The organism is Rhodococcus sp. NPDC059179 (genome assembly GCF_042754885.1).
Taxonomy (GTDB): domain Bacteria; phylum Actinomycetota; class Actinomycetes; order Mycobacteriales; family Mycobacteriaceae; genus Rhodococcus_G.
The window spans coordinates 55238-72876 of sequence record NZ_JBHZBV010000003.1 but is presented as its reverse complement, the minus strand read 5'-3'; the positions used below and the strand labels follow the sequence as shown (position 1 = coordinate 72876).

At 68.5% G+C, this 17639-nt stretch carries 13 protein-coding genes; 11 read left to right on the top strand and 2 right to left on the bottom strand.

Going from position 1 to position 17639, the window contains the following annotated elements; all coding sequences use genetic code 11:
- The first annotated feature begins 10 nt into the window (after nucleotides 1-10).
- On the top strand, nucleotides 11-187 hold the full coding sequence (locus tag ACFXMV_RS08655) for a DUF1737 domain-containing protein (RefSeq protein WP_378500440.1): 177 nt from the start codon (nucleotides 11-13) through the stop codon (nucleotides 185-187).
- A gap of 12 nt (nucleotides 188-199) precedes the next feature.
- Here the strand turns inward: ACFXMV_RS08655 and ACFXMV_RS08650 are convergent, their stop codons facing one another.
- Entirely contained in the window at nucleotides 200-2197 is a 1998-nt protein-coding gene (locus ACFXMV_RS08650) for an SDR family oxidoreductase (RefSeq protein ID WP_378613072.1), read from the bottom strand.
- Between the two features lie 81 nt (nucleotides 2198-2278).
- A complete protein-coding gene (locus ACFXMV_RS08645; protein ID WP_378501810.1) occupies nucleotides 2279-4390 on the bottom strand; it encodes an MMPL family transporter in 2112 nt (703 codons plus the stop codon).
- Nucleotides 4391-4512: 122 nt separating this feature from the next.
- On the opposite strand from ACFXMV_RS08645, the gene ACFXMV_RS08640 reads away from it, so the two are divergent.
- From ACFXMV_RS08640 to ACFXMV_RS08595, 10 genes are all read left to right on the top strand, one after another.
- Complete coding sequence (locus tag ACFXMV_RS08640) at nucleotides 4513-5514, top strand: zinc-binding alcohol dehydrogenase family protein (protein ID WP_378503131.1); 1002 nt, start codon at nucleotides 4513-4515, stop codon at nucleotides 5512-5514.
- 265 nt (nucleotides 5515-5779) lie between these two features.
- Complete coding sequence (locus ACFXMV_RS08635; RefSeq protein ID WP_378501305.1) at nucleotides 5780-7240, top strand: class I adenylate-forming enzyme family protein; 1461 nt, start codon at nucleotides 5780-5782, stop codon at nucleotides 7238-7240.
- Nucleotides 7237-7506 (top strand): acyl carrier protein, encoded by a 270-nt coding sequence (locus ACFXMV_RS08630; RefSeq protein ID WP_378501306.1) that lies wholly within the window; start codon nucleotides 7237-7239, stop codon nucleotides 7504-7506. Before ACFXMV_RS08635 ends, ACFXMV_RS08630 begins: the two co-directional genes overlap by 4 nt.
- The gene (locus ACFXMV_RS08625) at nucleotides 7487-8188 is read left to right on the top strand and encodes a dihydrodipicolinate reductase C-terminal domain-containing protein (protein WP_378503085.1); all 702 of its coding nucleotides are present in this window, start codon (nucleotides 7487-7489) and stop codon (nucleotides 8186-8188) included. Before ACFXMV_RS08630 ends, ACFXMV_RS08625 begins: the two co-directional genes overlap by 20 nt.
- Nucleotides 8185-9312, top strand: coding sequence for an acyl-CoA dehydrogenase family protein (locus ACFXMV_RS08620; protein ID WP_378501308.1), 1128 nt, complete (start codon nucleotides 8185-8187; stop codon nucleotides 9310-9312). Before ACFXMV_RS08625 ends, ACFXMV_RS08620 begins: the two co-directional genes overlap by 4 nt.
- 34 nt (nucleotides 9313-9346) lie before the next feature.
- A complete protein-coding gene (locus ACFXMV_RS08615; RefSeq protein ID WP_378501309.1) occupies nucleotides 9347-10060 on the top strand; it encodes a class II aldolase/adducin family protein in 714 nt (237 codons plus the stop codon).
- Nucleotides 10060-11217 carry a hypothetical protein gene (locus tag ACFXMV_RS08610; protein WP_378503086.1) on the top strand — a complete coding sequence of 386 codons (1158 nt, stop codon included), beginning with the start codon at nucleotides 10060-10062 and terminating at the stop codon, nucleotides 11215-11217. Before ACFXMV_RS08615 ends, ACFXMV_RS08610 begins: the two co-directional genes overlap by 1 nt.
- A 32-nt stretch (nucleotides 11218-11249) precedes the next feature.
- Nucleotides 11250-11879 carry a hypothetical protein gene (locus ACFXMV_RS08605; RefSeq protein WP_378503087.1) on the top strand — a complete coding sequence of 210 codons (630 nt, stop codon included), beginning with the start codon at nucleotides 11250-11252 and terminating at the stop codon, nucleotides 11877-11879.
- A complete protein-coding gene (locus ACFXMV_RS08600) occupies nucleotides 11876-14098 on the top strand; it encodes an MMPL family transporter (RefSeq protein ID WP_378503088.1) in 2223 nt (740 codons plus the stop codon). The genes ACFXMV_RS08605 and ACFXMV_RS08600 overlap by 4 nt, the downstream gene beginning before the upstream one ends.
- A gap of 164 nt (nucleotides 14099-14262) precedes the next feature.
- Nucleotides 14263-17598 carry an error-prone DNA polymerase gene (locus ACFXMV_RS08595; protein WP_378501130.1) on the top strand — a complete coding sequence of 1112 codons (3336 nt, stop codon included), beginning with the start codon at nucleotides 14263-14265 and terminating at the stop codon, nucleotides 17596-17598.
- Nucleotides 17599-17639: the final 41 nt, after the last annotated feature.

The window sequence follows — 17639 nt, the reverse complement described above, 5'->3', positions numbered from 1 at the left end:
ACTGGACCGCATGTCCGACAACAGTGAACTGCCGCGGTACCGCGTCCTCACCGGGCCCGACGACGCCGAGTTCTGCCTGCGGGTCAGCGCCGCCCTCGACGCCGGCTACGACCTGCACGGCTCGCCCGCGGTCACCTTCGACGGGGACCGGGTCATCGTGGCGCAGGCGTTGATCCGTCCGCGCTGACCGCGCCCCGCGTCACCAGTGGGTGCCGGGGACCAGGCGCGCGAGCCGCCTGCCGACCTTCGATGCGGTGGACCTCCGGCGGCCAGGTTGCTGGTCCCGCGCGACGGCGTCCGGCTCGGTGGTCGCCTCGTCGGACTCGCCCTTCGAGGCGGGGGAGTCCGGGTACGCCCGGTACATCTGGTGCAGCATCTGATCCTTGACGCCGGGGGCGAACATGTGCCCGAACTCGCCGAGCGTGCCCATCGGGTCGTCGATCCGTTTGGGCCGCTCGACCAGCCCCCGAACCACCATCGCGGCGGCCTTCTCCGGGCTGATCACCCTGCCGATGTTGGCCTTCCCCGACGGCGCGATCATCGGCGTCTGGACCAGCGGCATGTGGATCGTGGTGAAGGTGATACCTGCCGAGAGTGTCTCGGCGGCAACGGTGTCGGTGAACCCGTCGAGCGCGGACTTGCTCGCGACGTAGGCGGAGAAGCGCGGCGTGCGGCCCTGCACTCCGGCCGTGCTGATGTTCACGACGTGACCGAAGCCGCGCTCGCGCATCTGCGGGAGCAGCGCGAGGATCAGCCGGACCGCCCCGAAGTAGTTCACCGCCATGGTGCGCTCGTAGTCGTGGAAGCGGTCGGTCGAGGCGAACACGCCGCGGCGGATCGAGCGGCCGGCGTTGTTGACCAGCATGTCGACGTGGTCGTGTTCATCGAGGATGGTCTTGATGGTCTGGGCCACGGCGTCGCCGTCGGTGATGTCGCAGGGGTAGCCGAACGCGGCGCCGCCCTCGGCGCGGATCGCGGCCACGGTCGCCTCGAGTTCGTCGGCGCCGCGGGCCAGTAGCAGCACGGTCGCGCCCTTCGCGGCGACGGCATGCGCGGCGGCTCGTCCGATGCCCGACGACCCGCCGGTGATCATCACGTGCCTGCCGACCAGCGGACCGGCCGGGTCGGCGCGGCGATTGCGATCCGGGTCGAGGTTGCGCTCCCAGTAGGACCACAGGACGCCCGCGTAGGAACCGAAGGGCGGCACCGTGATTCCGGTGCCACGCAGCGCAGCCTGGGTCTTGGCGGAGTCGAAGACGGTCGGCAGCGTCAGGTGGTCGATGATGACCGGCGGGATGCCGAGCCGGCCCAGCACCACGTTCCTGGCGGCCTTGACGCTGCGCAGCGGCGGATGCATCACCGGCGCGGCGACCAGGCCGGGCAGGTCGGCGACCGGACGCGGGGCACCCGAGGCATCCGCGAGGGCCGCATACACCTCGCGCATCGGCTGCGGCTCGGGGTTGACCAGGTGGAACACCTCGCCATCGCGGCCAGGTGCGAGCATCAGCGCGACGATGGCCTTGGCCACGTAGTCGACCGGGACGAGGTTGGTGGCGCCCAGACGCGGCACGGCCACAGGAAGTCGGGACGGCAGCCTGGCGAGCCCGGCGATGGCGGGGAAGAGGTAGTACGGGCCGTCGATCTTGTCCATCTGGCCGGTGGTCGAGTCGCCGACGACCGCGGAGGGCCGGTAGATCCGCCAGCTCAGGCCCGGAGCCTCGCGGACGAGCCGCTCGGCCTCGAACTTGGTGCGGTGATAGGCGGTGGTGAAGCCCTGGCCGAGGTCGAAGTCGTCCTCGGTGAAGGTGCCCCGGTGATCGCCCGCGACCGCGATGGAGGAGACATGGTGCAGGGTCGCGCCGGTGTGCCGGGCGAGCTCGATGACCGACCGGGTGCCGTCGACGTTGGTGCTCGCCTGCTCCTCGCCCGCGGTCATGTCGTAGATCGCGCCGAGGTGCAGGAGGTGATCGGCGGTGGGCGGTGGCGCGTCCAGACCGAGCCCCGGTTCGGTGAGGTCGCCGATCAGCGGGTGCACGCGGTCGCCCCCGTCCCATCCGGCGGCCAGACGCTCGAGCCGGGCCGCCGAGGCCGGTCGGACCAGCACGTGCACCTGCGCGTCGGGGTCGCGGCGCAGCAACAAGGCGAGCACGTTGCGGCCGAGGAACCCGGTCCCGCCGGTCACGATGTAGGTCGACATCGGCTAGGCCTCCTGGCTAGGGCTACGCCAGTTAACTTACTCCAAAGTAAGAACGCGCGGAAGGCCTGACGCCGGGTGGGTTCAGTGCCCGATGCCGACCTTCTGGTGCACCTTGCGCATCCACGCGGGCGCCCACCAGTTCGCCTCGCCCATCAGCTTGACCAGCGACGGCACCAGCAGCATCCGCACGACGGTGGCATCGATGATCAGCGCCAGGATCATGCCGATGCCGAGGAACCGCATGATCGACAGGCCGGAGATGGTGAAGGCGCCGGTCACGACGATCAGGAGCGCCGCGGCGGTGGTGACGATCCGGCCGGTCCGCTCGGCGCTGAACCGCACGGACTCCTCGGTGCTCGCCCCGTTCGTCCTCGCCTCGACCATCCTCGACATGAGGAACACCTCGTAGTCGGTGGACAGTCCGAACACCACGGCGAGGATCAGGACCACGAAGGTCGCCTCCAGCGGGGCCGGGGTCACGCCGATCAGGTCCGCGCCGTTGCCGTCCTGGAAGATCCAGGTCAGCACCCCGAAGGTGGCGGCCATGCTGAGGCCGGCCATGGCCACCGCCTTGATCGGCAGCACCACGGATCCGAAGGCGAGGAACAGCAGCACCAGGGTGGAGCCGACCATGATCGCGAGCATCAGCGGCAGCTTCGCGGTGACCGCGGCGTTGCCGTCGTCGACGAGGGCGGTGCCGCCGCCGACCATCACGTCGACGCCGTCCGGGGCCTCGATGGCACGCAGGTCGCGCACGGTGTCGCTGGGGGAGTGCCCCTCCGCGTAGTTGGCGGTCAGGATCGCGAAATCGTCGGCGGCCGAGACCATCCGGGCCGCGGCGACGCCGTCGAGGGCCCGTACCTGTGCACCGACGTCGCTGAGCTGGGCGGTGGTGGGTGGGTTCCCGTTGTCGCCGCGCACCAGCACCGTCGCGGCCTCGCCGGTGGTGGGGAACTCGGTGGACAGGGTCTGTGCCGCGGTTCGGGCCGGATCGTCGGGCGGCAGCGCGGTGTAGGTCACCTCGCCGAGGCTCGCGCCGAGCAGCGGCGAGGCCAGCACCAGCAGCCCGGCGGTGATGGTCACCGCGACGGCGATCGGCCTGCGCATCACCTTGGTGACCACATCGCCCCAGAACCGGCGGGCCCGTTCCTCGCCGCGTTCGACGGTTCCCTGGCGCCATGCGAGCGAGTTGATCCGGTGGCCGAGGACCGCGAGCAGCGCGGGCACGGCGGTGAGGGAGAGCACCGCGGCACCGGTCACGGCGGCGATCGCCCCGAAACCGAGCGAGCGGATGATCGCCTGCGGGAACACCAGCATGCCGGCGAAGGCGCAGACCAGCAGCAACCCGGAGAACATCACGGTGCGTCCGGCCGTGTCGACCGTCCGGCGGACCGCGGCTCCTGGTTCGGCCCCCGACGCCAGCTCCTCGCGGAAGCGGCTGACGATGAACAGGCCGTAGTCGATCGCCAGGCCGAGGCCAAGCAGGGAGGCCACGTTGATCGAGAACGAACTGACCTCGGTGACCGAGGTGAGCAGCCGCAGGATGGCCAGCGCGCTGAGTACCGCGAGCATCCCGACGAAGACGGGAACGGCCGCGGCCGTGACCGTGCCGAAGATGACCACGAGCAGCAACAGGGTGATCGGCAGCGCGATCGCCTCCGCGCGCAACAGGTCCCGTTGCAGGTGGACGTTGAACGAGTGCCCGACGACGGTGCCGCCCGCGAACTCGGTGTCGATGCCGGGCGGGGTGAGTGCCTCGGTCATCTTGCCGAACTCGGAGAACTTCGCGCCCCCGTCCCAGTCGATGGTGATCGTTGCGAGGGCCTTCGTGCCGTCGTTCGAGGTCATCAGCTTCGCGGTGGCCGGGTCGACGGACCAGTACGAGGCGGTGGCGCGGGTGGGCACCTCATTGCGGAAATTCGCCAGGTTCGCCTCGACCTCGGGGCCGATGTCCGCGAGGGTCTTGCCCTCGGGCGCGGTGTAGATCGCCACGATGTCAGGAGACTGCGGGCCGAGCTTCTCGTTCACCAGCGAGGTGACCTGTGCGGCTTCACTGTTCGGGTCGATGTAGCCGCCCTGGCTGAGCTTGCCGAACACCCCGAGGCCCCAGAGGCCGCTGATCACGACGACGAGCACCGTGAGGATCAGCACCCACCATTTCCGGGAGACGACGAATCTGGCCCAGCGCGTCATAGGTGGCTCTCTCGGATCGAGGGGTCGGATGCGCCCCGACTCTACCGATGGCCCGGTGGCGGCCTCCTCTGGTGCCGGGCAGCCCAAACGCGGAGAGTGGAGCCATGGACATTCCGGATGTCATGTCGGGATGGCGGGTCCGCGAGCCGGGGCCGATCCGCAGCCGGCCGCTGGAACTCGCGGCGATGCCGGTGCCGGAGCCCGGCCCGGCGGAGCTGCTGGTTCGGGTGCGGGTGTGCGGGGTCTGCCGGACCGACCTGCACGTGGCCGAGGGCGACCTGCCGGTGCACCGCCGCAACGTGGTGCCCGGCCACGAGGCCGTGGGTGAGGTCGTCGCCTGGGGCGACGAGGCGGGCTCGGAGTTCGGTCTCGGCGACCGGGTCGGTATCGGGTGGCTCCGGCAGACCTGCGGCGAGTGCCGGTACTGCCGCCGTGGGCGGGAGAACCTCTGCCCGCACTCGCGGTACACCGGATGGGACGTCGACGGCGGGTACGCGGAGTTCGCCACCGTGCCTGCCGCGTTCACGCACCGGCTGCCCGACGGCTACCTGGACGAGGAGCTGGCGCCGCTGCTGTGCGCAGGGATCATCGGCTACCGGGCCTTGCTGTGCGCGGAGGTCCCGGCGGGCGGGCGCCTGGGCATCTACGGCTTCGGCGGCAGCGCCCACCTCGCGGCGCAGGTCGCGTTGGCTCGGGGCGTCGAGGTCCACGTGATGACGAGGGGGGAGCGCGCGCGGGCGCGGGCGCTCGAACTCGGCGCGTCCTCGGCGCAGGGCGCAACGGATCCACCGCCGGTGCCGCTGGACTCGGCGATCCTCTTCGCCCCGGCCGGGGAGTTGGTGCCGCCCGCGCTGGCGGCACTCGACCGGGGCGGCACGCTGGCCGTCGCTGGCATCCACCTGTCCGACATCCCGCGGCTGAACTATCAGCGGCACCTGTTCCAGGAGCGATCGCTGCGGTCGGTCACGTCCAACACCCGCGCCGACGCTCGCGAGTTCCTGGCCTTTGCGGGCGAGCACCGGCTCGTGGTCCAGGCGATGGGTTACGGACTCGACGAGGCCGACCGAGCGCTGACCGACCTGCGGGAGGGACGGGTGACCGGGGCCGCGGTGCTCATCGCGTGAAGCGTTGACCGGCTGACCCGGGTGTCCGATCGGCGTGTGATCACGCCCGAAAAGATTGGACTGCAACAGATTTCGGAATCGATTCTGCGGTGGACGGCGCTGCTCCGCTGGGGGTGGATCGCGACTGTTGAGCGGCGGCGGGTGTGAGGGAATCCCCTCCCAGGGGGCATATGCCCGCGGGGAATTCGCGCACAGAATTGTATTTCATCTCAGCAATTCGCCGAACCGACCTGAGTCGACCTCCCGCCCGATGCAAGGAGAACGAATGTCGCTCCACGAAAGCCTGGTCGAGGCGCTCCACCTGTTCCCGACGGCACTAATCGGCACGGCGCGAGCGCCGAGAAGCTTCGCCGAACTCGCGGTCGACGCGGAGGAGATGTCGGTGGTCGTCGAGAAAGCGATCAGGCACCCGGATGCGCGAATACTGATCGCCCTGAAAAACCGCGCGGACTACGTACCCATTCTCTTGTCGATTCTCGCGGGGGGACATCTGCCCATTCTCGCGGACCCGGCACTCACGCAGAACGAGATCGGCGTCCTGTCGGCCGGGTGTGGAATCGACTACATCGTCGGCGACCGCACCGGCGAAAACGGCACGGCGCTGGGTCTGCACGCCCAGTTGTGGGCGACCGGCCGGGATGCGACCGCCCCGCGGCCTCCCACCGACCCGGCCACCGAGATCTGCCGGCTCACCTCCGGGTCCACCAGGACGCCAGGCTGCATCGAATTCTCGGGGACGGCGGTCCTGAACGCTGCCCGAACCTGGATCGGTGCCAGCGGTACGGGCCGCCGCGACCGCATCCTCTGCTTCGCAGGCCTGTACAACGGGCTGGCTTTCAACACCGCGCTCCTTCCGGCGCTCCTGACCGGGGCCGGCCTGATCCTGCCGACAGGCCTACCCACCGCGGGCAACATCCTCCGTCACATCGCCACGGTCCGGCCGACGATCGTGACCGCGTTCCCTGCGGCGTACGAGCGACTCCTCGCCTACGCGCTCGACGACGTGCCAGCCGACACCAGAGACGCGCTGGCGAACATCAGGCTCCGCCTGTCCTCGGCCGCGCCGCTGTCCGAGGAGGTGTCCGAACACGTCAGGAGATTGTCCGGACCCATCGCCGACTACTACGGGGTAGCGGAAACCGGGCCGATCACCTTCCACGACAAAGGCGGAAGCGGAAAGTCTCAGGGTCGGCTGCTCCCGAATGTGGAAGTGCGGTCCGAACCCCGCGGACCCGGCGGCGGTTCCGTCTTCTGTGTGCATTCGACGTCGATGGGGACGAAGTACCTGAACTATCCGGGGGAATTCGAACGCCATCTCACCCCCGACGGGTACTACATCACCTCCGACACCGGCGCGATCGTCGACGGCGAGCTGTATATCCGGGGAAGGACCACTCCGATCCTGAACATCGGCGGAAAGAAGTTCAGCGTCGAGTCGGTCGAACACGCGTTGCGTGGTCACACCCGCGTCACGGACTGCTGGGTGACGCAAATCCAGGCGCCGAGCGGAAGGGACTGCGTCGGGGCGGTGATCGAAACCGAAGACGGGATCGACCCGCGTGAACTCCGTCGATATCTGTCCGGCGTGATCGCGCCGTTCAAGATCCCGGAGGTGATCGTTTCCGTCGACCGACTCCCCAGGGGAAACACAGGAAAGGTCAGGTTCGCCGAGGCGGCGGCCATCTTGACGAAGGAATTCGACAACCAGAGGAGCGCGGTGGGATGAACGCCATTGCAGAACAACACTTTGCGATCGAGATCGCCGATCTGGTCGCGGCGGCCACCGAGGGGACGATCTCCGCGGAGCTCGCCCGGTCGGGCGGAACGTTCGCCGAGCACGGAATGACCTCGCTGTCGTTTCTGCGCCTGATCGATTCGATCGAGATCAAGTACGGGGTGGAAGTCGATCTCGAAACCGAGCTGGATTCCATGACGACAGTGTCGGCCATCGCCGCCTACCTCGGGGAACGCAATGTTGCACCCCTTGTGTGACGCCCCGATCGGGATCGTCGGAGTCACCGGGCGCCTGGGTTCCGCCGTGGCGGAGCTCTGCGCCGAGGTCGGCGTCACCGTCGCGACGGTCGCAACGCGTTCCGAATGGACCGCCGGGCCGCAGGATCCGGCAGTCATCGTCGACGCGAGTTGCGTTGAGGCACTGCCCGACACGCTCGACTACTGCCGCCGGACCAGGTGCGCCCTTGTGTACTGCGCCTCCGGCCTGACCGCCGAGGACCGCCGAGAGCTCCAGCGGCTCGCGGCCGAGGTGCCCGTGGTAGTGGCCGCCAATCTCAGCCCGCTGCACTGGATTCAGGAGCAGAACGTCCGGACCGCGGTCGCCCTGATCGGTTCCATCGGCATCGACGTGGAGTCCACGGTCATCGAAAGGCATCCCACCACCAAGCGGGACGCACCGTCCGCCACCGCTGTGGTTCTGGCGGACGGACTCCCGGCATCCACCACCACCATCTCCGAGAGGTACGGCGCGCGTGTCAGCGACCATCGCGTGGTTCTGACCTGCCTGTCCGAAACATACGAGCTCTCCCACTCCGTCCGGGATCTGCGTCTCGCCGCCGTCGGCGCGATCGCGCTCGGCGGTCGCCTGGCAACCGCGGAACCGGGCATGTACACCACGGCGGAGTTGTTCGGGAGCCTCGACTCGGTGCGTGAATCATGAGCACCGAGACCGCAACGATCAGTAGTACCGCGTTCCTTGATGGCATCACCGAGGTCCTGTCCCGAGCGACTCCGCTCGTCGAACAGCACGAGGTCGATGGCACGTATCCACACGCACTCGCTCGTGAGTTGCTGGGCACCGGAATCGCACGGTTGATCCTCGATCCACCGCGGGAGCTCGAGAACCCGGCGCAGCTCTTCTGCACTTCCGTCGAGGCGATCGCGCACGAATGGGTGGCACTCGCCGAATCGATCCACCTCCAAACCCTCGCGGCCTGCGCCGTCTTCCGCTTCGGTTCGCCTGCCCTGCTGGCGACGCTGGGGCCCGGTCTGGCGGCCGGATCAGTTCTCGCCGCCAACTGCATCGGCGAGGACAATGCAGGCTCCGACATCGCTGCCATCGCGCTCACGGCCCGTCGAGAGGGCGACGGTTTCCTGATGTCGGGCACAAAGACCTGGGTTGGCCACGCACCGATCGCCGGTCTCCTCAACGTCTACGCGCGGACATCCGATGCCGGAATGGGTGGAATCACCTGCTTTCTCGTGGATGCCGACTCGCCCGGCATCGAGATCGGCCCGCCCGCCGCCAAACTCGCAGCGGGGGCGTTGCCAACAGCGGACATCACCTTCACCGACACCCCGGTGCCGGCCGAGAGGATGCTGGGCCGGCTGAACAGGGGCGCACGCGTCGCCGAACTGCTACTCACCCAGGGTCGTATCGGACTTGCGGCCTGCGCTCTCGGACTGGGGCAGGCAGCCATGGACAGGGCGGTCGAGTTCGCCAAGCGTCGCCGACAGTTCGGGTCGGAGATCATCAACTATCAGGGTGTGTCATTTCTGCTCGCAGACATGGCGACGCAGTTGCAGGCGGCCCGGCAGCTTCTGCTCCTGGCGTGCCGGGAGATCGACACGGGCGGGCCGTCCGCGACCCTGCTGTGCGCGCAAGCCAAATTGTTCGCGACCGACACCGCGATGAAGGTGACCACCGATGCCGTCCAGGTCCTCGGCGCCACGGCATACAAGCGTGGCGAGGCGGTCGAACGGTGGATGCGGGAAGCGAAGCTGCTCCAAATACTGCAGGGCACCAACCAAATACAGAGACAGACGATCGTCTCCCGACTCTGACATGAACATCCCAGGACAAGGCGGAATCGACACCATGAACGCATCACCACTTGTGATCCAGGCGTCCATCGGCTCACGAGCGCTCTCGGACGGCGGCCACGACGACTTCAACCAGGGCCAGATCTCGTGTCGTCGACCCGGGGATTCCACCTTCATGATCAAGGGTGCCACGATCGGCTTCGACGAGGCCACACCCGACACCTTTGTTCGTGCCGGCACGGGCGTGGATGCTCCTGTCGATCCCCATGCGCCCCCGGAGCTTCCACTTCACCAGGCCATCTACGCGCAGCGCGCCGACGTCGGTGCCATCGTCCATTCGCATGCCCCCGCATGCTTGGTCTTCGGAGCATTGGACGAGCCGATACGGGAGATCAACCACGAGGGAGCGCTGTTCGCGGGCTCGGTCAATCGATTTCTCCGCACAAGCAATACCGTGCTCACCCTCGACGTGGGACTCGAGATCGCCCGATGCCTCGACGACGGTATGGGGGTGTTCCTGGTCAACCACGGAAGCGTCGTCGTGGGTAAGAGCGTGCGCCATGCGGTGGTCTTCGCGCTGCTCCTCGAGCGAGTGTGCAGGCTCCACCTCGACGTTCTCGCGACGGGACGATCCTTCCGGGTGTCCGATCCGATCGACGTGGAGGCCAAACGCGAGTACATCTATGCGGACCTCTCCGTGCGGTCGTACTGGGAGCACACCCGCCGCCGGGTAGTCCGCACTCACCCCGAGGTGGGGGAGTGGTTGTGATGGAGACCTCCCTTATCCAGTGGGGCGACCTCGTCCACCCCGCGGTTCCGCACGTCACCGGACGAGCACCCCTGACAGGGCGGGTGGCGACGGCGATCGAGCACATAGAGAAGGCGATCGGCCGACGTGGTGATTCGGTTGCCCGGCACGCACCGTCGGCGGGGGCGATCTATCCATACGAAGTTCTCCTGTGCCGCAGGGACGGTGGTGTGCCCGCACTCGTGGACCTCGCCCGGCGCCGCCTGGTGGTCGGCGACGACTTTCCGACCGACGAACCGGAGTACCTGGCACTGCTGGTGGGCAGGCCCTGGCTGTCGATGCGACGGTATGGGCCGCGCGGGTTCCTGTATCACCTCGTGGACAGCGGCCACGCACTCCTCAACCTCGCGCTGCTCAGCCGACGGCACGGGTGGTGGGAATCGCCCGGCGGCGTGACCGTCGGCGCGCTCGGGCAGGGCAGGGTTCCGCTCGCGGCCGGCTTGATTGCGGCCCACGCGTCCAGCACATCCCGGCGATGGAGCCTGGTATCGACCGACACGGGTGAGCTGGAATGCCGCAGCGAGTACGAGTGGTCGGTCGACCGGACGAATCCTCCGGCGCCGCCACACCCCATTGGCGTCGACGGACTCGGACGCGAGGTCCGCGACCTCGCCGCGCACCTTCCCCAGCGGAAGTCGGCCAAGACCTTTGTTGCAGGAAGCGGAAAGCCGGATGCGCACGCGATTCTTCGCCGCGCCGTCGCGCTCGCACGGGAGGCGCTCGCGGATCTGCGTCTCGAAGTCCCCGGCATTCATGTCGTCGAGCGGAGAGCTCTCCTCGACACCGTCACCGACAATGACCTTCTGAACGGGCTCGCAGGGCAGGACAATCTTGTCGGCGCCGATGCCTTCGTCGTCATCAGCCTCCCCGAGTTCGGTGACGAGGGCGAGATCGACGCCCGGCGCCAGCGGCTGCTCATCAGTGCTGGGGTCATCGGCCAGATCGTCTACCTGGTCTGCGCGCGTCACGGACTGGGAGTCACCGGAGTCGGTGGTATCGACCCGACCTTCTGGAACACGCACATCGCGCGTTCGCAGCACGCCGTGTACCTCGTCGCCGCAGGCCGGTCAGTCGCATCGGACAAGGCCGACGTCCTGTCGGCGGGCGCCCACGGCTAGCGGATGTATGCCATGAGGAAGGTAGGAGCGATATGAACTCGACCACCGAGATTGGCCCCGAGCTGTTCGGGGAGGCCGCTCGCGTGCTCTCGGCCGCGTTCGGTGCGGACCGGATCTGGGCCGATGTGAGACCCGCGAGCGAGACCCGCGCCGCACGTGCGCTCTACAGATTCTTCCGGGGTGAGCTGACCATCGCCCGCAGACATGGCGGACTGGTGCTCGCAACCCGCAGCCACGGGCGAATCACCGGCGTGATCATTGCATATCCACACGGCGAGAAGGGATTTCCGTGGTGGTCGTGGATGGTGCGGCTACCGGCGATGGTGTTGGCGGGCCCCAGGACGTCGCTGCGGCTGCTGAACGTCCTCGAATGCGTCGAGGCACGTCACCCCAAGGATCCGTACTTCTACTTCTATTACATCGGTTCCGAGACGCTCGGGGGCGGCGCGGCACTGTTCAAGCGGATGATGAGGATTGCACGCGAACACGGAACCCCGTGTTACGGAGAGGCGAAGTCAGCGGATGTCGCCGAGATGTGCAGCATTCTCGGCTGGTCGGTCGATGACCACATCCGCTTGCCTGGCGGCCACTCGGTGGTCCCGGTCCGGTGGCATCCGTCGCGGTCGGACAATGCCGGACCCGCGCAGAGGGACATCTCATGATCGACGTGCTGCCGCGCCTGGCGATGCGTGCGCCCAAGGTCGTCCTCGCGCTCACCGCCTTGGCATTCGTCGTCTGCGGGATCGCCGGGTCACAGGTCACGTCCACGCTGTCGTCCGGCGGGTTCCTCGATCCGCATTCGGAATCCTCACGGGCGGCACAGATCATGGCCGAGGAGTTTCAGACCGGCGGCATGCAGTTGATCTTCACCGTCGAATCGCCGCGGGGGACCGACAGTCCCGCAGCGCGTGATCGGGGCGAGAGCATCACCTCGGGCCTGGCGTCCGACCCGGAGGTCGAGGGTGTCATGTCGCCGTGGGCGAACCCTGAGGTCGCGCCCCGATTGATCAGCACAGATGGGCAACTCGGGGTGGTGATCGCCTCGGTGCGCGGTGACGACAACACCGCTCCACCGGCAGCGCGTGAGCTGGCCGACCGATACGTCGGCACCTTCGGTGACGTCACCGTGACGGCAGGCGGCCAGGCGCTGGTGTTCCACGAGATCCATGAGCAGGCGGCTCGCGACCTCATGATCGCCGAGGCGGTCGCGGTGCCCATCACTCTTCTTCTGCTGTTGTGGTTCCTCAAGAGCTTTGTCGCAGCGATCATTCCGGTGATCACCGGTGCGGTCGCGATAGTAGGCACCACGGCAATCCTCACTGCATTGACCTTCGTCGTCGACCTCTCGGTCTTCGCGCTGAACCTGACGACGGCACTCGGCCTCGCCCTGGCCATCGACTACTCGCTGCTGATCATCAGCCGATTCCGCGAAGAGATCGATTCCGGTGCGGATGAGCCGACCGCGATCAGACGGGCACTACGGCACGGAGGCCGGGCCGTGGTCTTCTCGGCAGCAACGGTTGCGCTGTCGCTGATCGGCACCCTGTTCTTCCCCATGTACTTCCTTCGGTCCATGGCGTACGCGGGAGTTGCGGTTGTCGGCCTGTCGGTCCTGTTGGCGCTGACGTGTGTGCCTGCCCTACTGACACTGGCAGGCAAGCGAATCCGCCCGCGGCGCGCTGCCCGGGCACCGATCGAGACCTCGCTGCTGTACCGGTCGACTCGCGCAGCCCAACGGCGACCCGTTCTCGTGGCGCTGGCGGTGCTGGCAAGCCTGGGAGTGCTCGGGCTGCCGATCCTCGGCATCCGCATGGGGCTGCCCGACGACCGAGTGCTGCCCTCCGGCACCGATGTCCATGTCGTCGGTGACGCAGTGCGGACGAGTTTCGATGAGGACGCCACCGGTGCGGTCACCATCGTCCTTCCGGAGGTGCGGAATGTGCAGCGCGGCGGAGTCGAGGAGTACTCCGCCGCGCTCTCGCGAGTCGAGGGCGTCACCTCGGTGTCCGGGTACGCGGGCACCTTCGTCGACGGCCGCGAGATCGGGCCGGGCAATCCGGTATCGCTGGCGGGCGGCGTCGCCCACCTCACCGTGGCGACCCCGTTGGACCCGTACTCGAGCGAGGGGAAGCGGCAGCTCGAGGAGCTCAGATCGGTGCCGCCGCCTGCCGAGGTCCTGTTCGGGGGATTGGCGCAGCAGAACAATGACGCCGTCTCGGGAATCGCTCGGGCCATCCCGCCTGCGCTCGCGTGGATCGTGGTGACGACCTTCTTGCTGCTGATGCTGCTGACCGGCAGTGTCGTGCTCCCGCTGAAAGCAATCCTGCTCAACGTGCTGTCGCTGTCGGCCACATTCGGTTCGTTGGTCTGGATCTTCCAGGAAGGACACCTCGGTGGACTCGGGACCGCTGCGACCGGCGTGCTCATCGCGACGATCCCCGTCCTGCTGTTCTGCGTCGCCTTCGGATTGTCGATGGACTACGAGATCTTCCTCCTGACCCGGTTCAAGGAGGAATGGGAGAAATCCGCGAAGACGGGTGCCGACAACGACGATGCGGTCGCGATCGGGATCGCGCGGAGTGGCCGAGTGATCACGGCCGCGGCGCTGCTCATGGCCGTGGTGTTTGCCGGGATCATCACCAGCGAGGTCTCGCCGATGAGAATGCTCGGTGTTGGCCTCACCATCGCGGTGATCGTCGATGCCACCCTGGTGCGTCTGCTGCTGGTGCCTGCGGTCATGCACCTGGCCGGGCGGTGGAACTGGTGGGCGCCGCGTTCGCTGCGGAGGCCGCTGAAGAAGCTCGAACTGCGCGAGACCGACGACCCGTTGCCGGTGACACCGGTGCGGGTCCAGACGAATCTTCGTCGGGTGTCAGCATGAGCGACCCGTCTCCCCGGAGCCGTCGTCTGCAGGCGGGTTCCGTCCGGGTTGACGGAGAGCCACGCCCGGATACATAATAGAACACACGTTCGATGCGACTTCCCCGCTCGAGCATCGCCGCCGGGATTCCCCGGTGGCCGGATGCGGCAGGGAAGGTGGACGCGATGGGCTGGGGAAACGGGCCGCCGACGTGGTCGGAGATGGAGCGGGTGCTCTCCGGACGGCCGGGACGAAACCCGCCGGAGGCGATGTATCCCGGCGACGGCAGCGACAGCCCGGCCTGGAGCCGCAAGCGCGGGGAGTATCACGCGGGTTCGATCGCTCCGGCCCTGACGGCTGGGATCCCATCGGTGCCCTACGCGGAGCTGCACGCACACTCGGCCTTCAGCTTTCTCGACGGCGCGAGCCCGCCGGAGGAGTTGGTGGAGGAGGCGGTACGGCTGGGGCTCGAGGCGATCGCGTTGACCGACCACGACGGGCTCTACGGGGTGGTGCGCTTCGCGGAGGCGGCCAAGGAGCTGAACATGCGCACCGTCTTCGGCGCCGAGTTGTCCCTGCCGTCACACGATTCGGGCTCGGCGCATTCAGTGCAACCAGCGGGGCCGCGAACCGGGACTCCGGACCCGGCAGGCACCCACCTGCTGGTGCTGGCGCGCGGGCGGGAGGGATACCGGCGGCTGTCACGGCAGCTCGCGGCAGCGCACCTGGCGGGCGGCGAGAAGGGCAAGCCGCGCTACGACCTGGACGCGCTGACCGAGGCGGCCGGTGGGCACTGGCAGATCCTCACCGGCTGCCGCAAGGGGCACGTGCGAAGGGCGCTCGACTCGGGGGGCGTCTCGGCGGCCGAGGCCGAGCTGCGCGGACTGGTCGAGAGGTTCGGCAGGGACCGCGTCACCGTCGAGCTCACCCATCACGGCGTGGCCGAGGACGACGAGCGCAACGCCGCGCTGGCCGAGCTCGCCGCGGCGGCAGGTCTGCCCGTCATCGCCTCCACCGCAGCACATTTCGCCGGACCTCCGCGCAGACGCCTGGCCATGGCGATGGCTGCGGTGCGCGCCAGGCAGAGCCTGGACGAGGCGGCCGGATGGCTGGGGCCGACCGGTGGTGCGCACCTGCGGTCGGGAGCGGAGATGGCCCGGCTGTTCGCCGCGCATCCCACCGCGGTGCCGGGCGCGGTGGAGCTGGGCCGCGAGTGCGCCTTCGACCTGCGGCTGATCGCGCCCGAGCTGCCGCCGTTCGATGTGCCAGCCGGCCACGACGAGGACAGCTGGCTGCGGGAACTGACGATGGCGGGCGCCGGGCGGCGCTACGGCACCCCCGAGCAGCGTCCCGACGCCTACCGGCAGATCGAACACGAGCTGGCGATCGTCGCCCAGCTCGGGTTCCCGGGATACTTCCTGGTGGTGCACGACATCGTGTCTTTCTGCCATCGCAGCGACATCCTCTGCCAGGGGCGGGGATCGGCGGCGAACTCGGCGGTCTGCTACGCGATCGGCATCACCAACGTCGACCCGGTGGGGAACAAGCTGCTGTTCGAGCGGTTTCTCTCACCCGAGCGGGACGGCCCGCCCGACATCGACGTCGACATCGAATCGGACCGCCGCGAGGAGGCGATCCAGTACGTCTACAACCGTTACGGCCGCGCCTATGCGGCGCAGGTCGCGAACGTCATCACCTATCGCGGCAAGATGGCGGTGCGGGACATGGCTCGCGCGCTCGGTTTCTCGCAGGGCCAGCAGGATGCGTGGAGCAAGCAGGTCAGCCGGTGGACCGGGGTGAAAGACGAGACAGGGACCGACATTCCGCCTGCCGTACTGGAGCTCGCGGGTCAGATCGAGGGCCTGCCCCGGCATCTCGGCATCCACTCCGGGGGCATGGTGATCTGCGACCGGCCGATCGCCGACGTGTGCCCGGTGGAATGGGCGCGGATGGAGAATCGGAGTGTCCTGCAGTGGGACAAGGACGACTGCGCCGCGGTGGGGCTGGTCAAGTTCGACATGCTCGGGCTCGGCATGCTCTCGGCGCTGCACTACATGATCGACCTGGTCGCCGAGCACAACGGCATCGAAGTGGACCTGGCCAGGCTGGACCTGTCCGAAGAGGGGGTCTACGAGATGCTGCAGCGCGCCGACTCGGTCGGCGTGTTCCAGGTGGAATCCCGCGCCCAGATGGCCACCCTGCCGCGGCTGAAGCCGCGCACTTTCTACGACCTGGTGGTGGAGGTGGCACTGATCCGGCCAGGCCCCATTCAGGGTGGCTCCGTGCACCCGTACATCCGGCGCCGCAACGGGATCGAGCCGGTCACCTACGACCACCCGTCGCTGGAGAAGGCCCTCGAACGGACCCTGGGGGTGCCGCTGTTCCAGGAACAGTTGATGCAGATGGCGGTCGACGTGGCCGGGTTCACCGCGGCCGAGGCCGACCAGCTGCGCCGGGCGATGGGATCCAAACGGTCGCCGGAGCGGATGGAACGGCTCCGCGGCAGGTTCTACGACGGGATGCGTGAGCTGCACGGGGTCACCGGGGAGGTGGCCGATCGGATCTTCGAGAAGCTATACGCCTTCGCGAATTTCGGCTTCCCGGAGAGTCATTCGCAGAGCTTCGCCGCGCTGGTGTTCTATTCGGCCTGGTTCAAGCTGCACCATCCGGCGGCCTTCTGCGCCGGCCTGCTGCGGGCCCAGCCGATGGGGTTCTACTCCCCGCAGTCGCTGGTAGCCGACGCCCGCAGACATGGGGTGCGGGTGCACGGGCCGGACGTGAACGCCAGCCTGGCGCACGCCACCCTCGAGGGCGGCGGCCTGGAGGTCCGACTGGGCCTCGGGGAGGTGCGGCACATCGGGGCGGCGCTGGCAGAGAAGATCGTGGCAGCCAGGTGCGAGGGTGGGTCCTACACATCCCTGCTCGACCTGACCGGCAGGGTGGAGCTGACCACCCCGCAGGCGGAGTCGCTGGCCACCGCGGGCGCGCTCGGCTGCTTCGCCGGGTCCCGCCGACAGGCGCTGTGGGCGGCGGGGGCGGCCGCGGGAGAGCGGCCCGACCGGCTGCCTGGCATGGGTGCCTCGACCGCCGCGCCGACCCTGCCGGGGATGAGTGACGTGGAGCTCGCGGCCGCGGACGTGTGGGCGACCGGGGTGTCCCCGGACTCCTATCCCACCGAATTCCTGCGACCCCAGCTCGACGCGCTCGGGGTGACCCCGGCATCGGGTCTGCTGGCGGTGCCCGACGGCGACCGGGTGCTGGTCGGGGGAGCGGTCACCCACCGGCAGCGCCCGGCCACCGCGGGCGGGGTGACCTTCATCAACCTCGAGGACGAGACGGGGATGGTGAACGTGGTCTGTTCGGTGGGGCTGTGGGCCCGGTACCGCACGCTCGCGCACACCGCGCCCGCGCTCCTGGTCCGGGGGAAGGTGCAGAACGCGGAGGGCGCGGTGACGGTGGTGGCGGATCGGCTGCAGCGGATGGATCTGCGGACCGCAGGCAGATCGCGAGACTTCAGGTGACGCTTCGCGGCGGCCTGTCGCGCCTCCGCGAGGTGTGTCAC

Coding starts and splice junctions, on each gene's coding strand:
- ACFXMV_RS08655 (WP_378500440.1), top strand. CDS start 11: ATGTCCGACAACAGTGAACTGCCGCGGTACCGCGTCCTCACCGGGCCC.
- ACFXMV_RS08650 (WP_378613072.1), bottom strand. CDS start 2,197: ATGTCGACCTACATCGTGACCGGCGGGACCGGGTTCCTCGGCCGCAAC.
- ACFXMV_RS08645 (WP_378501810.1), bottom strand. CDS start 4,390: ATGACGCGCTGGGCCAGATTCGTCGTCTCCCGGAAATGGTGGGTGCTG.
- ACFXMV_RS08640 (WP_378503131.1), top strand. CDS start 4,513: ATGTCGGGATGGCGGGTCCGCGAGCCGGGGCCGATCCGCAGCCGGCCG.
- ACFXMV_RS08635 (WP_378501305.1), top strand. CDS start 5,780: ATGTCGCTCCACGAAAGCCTGGTCGAGGCGCTCCACCTGTTCCCGACG.
- ACFXMV_RS08630 (WP_378501306.1), top strand. CDS start 7,237: ATGAACGCCATTGCAGAACAACACTTTGCGATCGAGATCGCCGATCTG.
- ACFXMV_RS08625 (WP_378503085.1), top strand. CDS start 7,487: ATGTTGCACCCCTTGTGTGACGCCCCGATCGGGATCGTCGGAGTCACC.
- ACFXMV_RS08620 (WP_378501308.1), top strand. CDS start 8,185: ATGAGCACCGAGACCGCAACGATCAGTAGTACCGCGTTCCTTGATGGC.
- ACFXMV_RS08615 (WP_378501309.1), top strand. CDS start 9,347: ATGAACGCATCACCACTTGTGATCCAGGCGTCCATCGGCTCACGAGCG.
- ACFXMV_RS08610 (WP_378503086.1), top strand. CDS start 10,060: ATGGAGACCTCCCTTATCCAGTGGGGCGACCTCGTCCACCCCGCGGTT.
- ACFXMV_RS08605 (WP_378503087.1), top strand. CDS start 11,250: ATGAACTCGACCACCGAGATTGGCCCCGAGCTGTTCGGGGAGGCCGCT.
- ACFXMV_RS08600 (WP_378503088.1), top strand. CDS start 11,876: ATGATCGACGTGCTGCCGCGCCTGGCGATGCGTGCGCCCAAGGTCGTC.
- ACFXMV_RS08595 (WP_378501130.1), top strand. CDS start 14,263: ATGGGCTGGGGAAACGGGCCGCCGACGTGGTCGGAGATGGAGCGGGTG.